Origin of the sequence: Streptomyces sp. NPDC046557, assembly GCF_040645975.1 — a bacterium.
Taxonomy (GTDB): domain Bacteria; phylum Actinomycetota; class Actinomycetes; order Streptomycetales; family Streptomycetaceae; genus Streptomyces.
The window spans coordinates 43,885-45,776 of the sequence record NZ_JBEYZH010000031.1; the positions used below are offsets into that span (position 1 = coordinate 43,885).

Sequence of the window (1,892 nt, forward strand, 5' to 3'; positions counted from 1 at the left end):
ACCCGCCGCACCTGCTGCAAAGCCGTACCCAGATTGTTCAGGGCCCGGCCCTCACCGTCATGGTCACCCAGCTCGGCAAAACGGGCGGCGGCCTGCTGATGTGCGTCGATGGCCTCCTCGAACCGCCGCACCTGCTGCAAAGCCGTACCCAGATTGTTCAGGGCCTGCCCCTCGCGGTGATGGTCACCCAGCTCGGTGAACCGGGCGGCGGCCTGCTGATGTGCGTCGATGGCCTCCTCGAACCGCCGCACCTGCTGCAGGGCCGTACCCAGATTGTTCAGGGCCTGCCCCTCGCGGTGATGGTCACCCAGCTCGGTGAACCGGGCGGCGGCTTGCTGATGTGCGTCGATGGCCTCGTCGAACCGCTGCACCTGCTGCAGGGCCGTACCGAGGTTGTTCAGGGCCTGCCCTTCGGCATGGCGCTCGCCCAGCTCGCGGCATGTGACGAGGTCCTGCTGGTGGGCGTCGATGGCCTCGTCGAACCGCTGCACCTGCTGCAGGGCGACGCCGAGGCTGTTTAGCGCCCGGCTCTCGCCATGACGTTCGCCCAGTTCACGACAAATTATCAAATCCTGCTGGTAGCTCATGCTGTCTCCCTGGAGTCGCGCCGTTCATGACGACACCCCCAGCAATCAGCCAAACGCGGACGACCGCAACCGGTCCGAGGCCGCTGTCATCCAACCGAATGGCGCTTTCGCCTGTCTGGCGGACGCGGCCTGCCACAACTGCCCGGCCGCCTCCTCGCCGGCGCCGACGTCCCGGGCGAGGACCACCACGGTGCGCCGGGTAGGCAGCCGGCCGTCCCGGGCCCGGCGCAGCGTGCACGCGCACACTCTGCGACAGTCGCTCCCATCACACAGAGCGGGGAGCCGAACGCTGCGGCGTAGGTCTCGGCGCCAAGAACGGCGGCGCCGGTGCCCGGGACGCGGCCGCGACGCTCCTGCACTTCGACCTCGCCGAACACCGCGCCTTCTGTGCCTGGGCAGCGGTGGAGTTCTTGCGCCACACCGGCGCCCGCATCGAGGAGATGCTGGAGACCAGCCACCACCCTGGTACTGGTAAGCCCCGAGCTCGCCGACGTCCTGTCCTCGATCAACCGGCGGTCCGCGATCCACGTACGGACGTCATGCCGCTACAGCGGGGCCGTCCTGCGGGTGAACCGTCCCCGGTGCTGGTCGGAAGCCGCGCCGGCATTACGGTGGAAAACCGCTCGCGTTCCTACGCGCCATCGACGCTGTTGGCGATCCGCCCGAGGTAAGGCGAGGAAGAGAGGCGGCCCCCGCCGCGGTTCGGCGCCCACCGCGATCCCGTCCTCATCACGTAGTTCGTCCGCTACAACCTGGTCGGGCCGGAGCACGAGAACTGGCTGGCCGGACACCGGGCCGCAGCCGCCTACCGCCGGCGAGAGGAACTCCGAACGTGCCCCACGAGCACCGCGAGGGCCCCACCCGCTCGGCCGGTGGCTATCCGACCAGCGCCGAGCGCTGCGGCCGGGACGATTCCCGCCCCCACCCTGGCCGCGCCGTCCCGGGACCATGCTGGAACACCCAGTGGGCCAGTCTCCAACGACCTCGAACCGAACGGGTGACGGTCTCCGATACCTCGGAGACCCCGACCGCGGCGTTGTGGCTTTCGGCCTCACCTTGGCTGGCCCCAAGTACGAGAAACCGTAGGGATACCCGCTCCAGCTCCCTGGGGCTGACCCCACCTCAAGTGGGTGGCGTACACGAGTGACCGGTCGACTGCGGATGCGGAATGGTGACCGAAATGACAACGGCATCACAACCTACCGCCCTAACTGATCGTTTCAAAATGAGGTTCGCAGGCGGCGGAGGCATATGAGGCTGCAGGCCAGTTCGAGCAGTCCCTGGTGGAGATCGGCGCGTCGTTCG

1 protein-coding gene is annotated in these 1,892 nt (G+C 68.4%); it reads right to left on the reverse strand.

Annotated features, from left to right (window positions below):
- Window positions 1–587, reverse strand: a 587-nt coding sequence (locus ABZ934_RS30615; protein WP_361319324.1) for a tetratricopeptide repeat protein, incomplete at its 3' end; no start/stop codon positions are given.
- Window positions 588–1,892 lie beyond the last annotated feature (1,305 nt).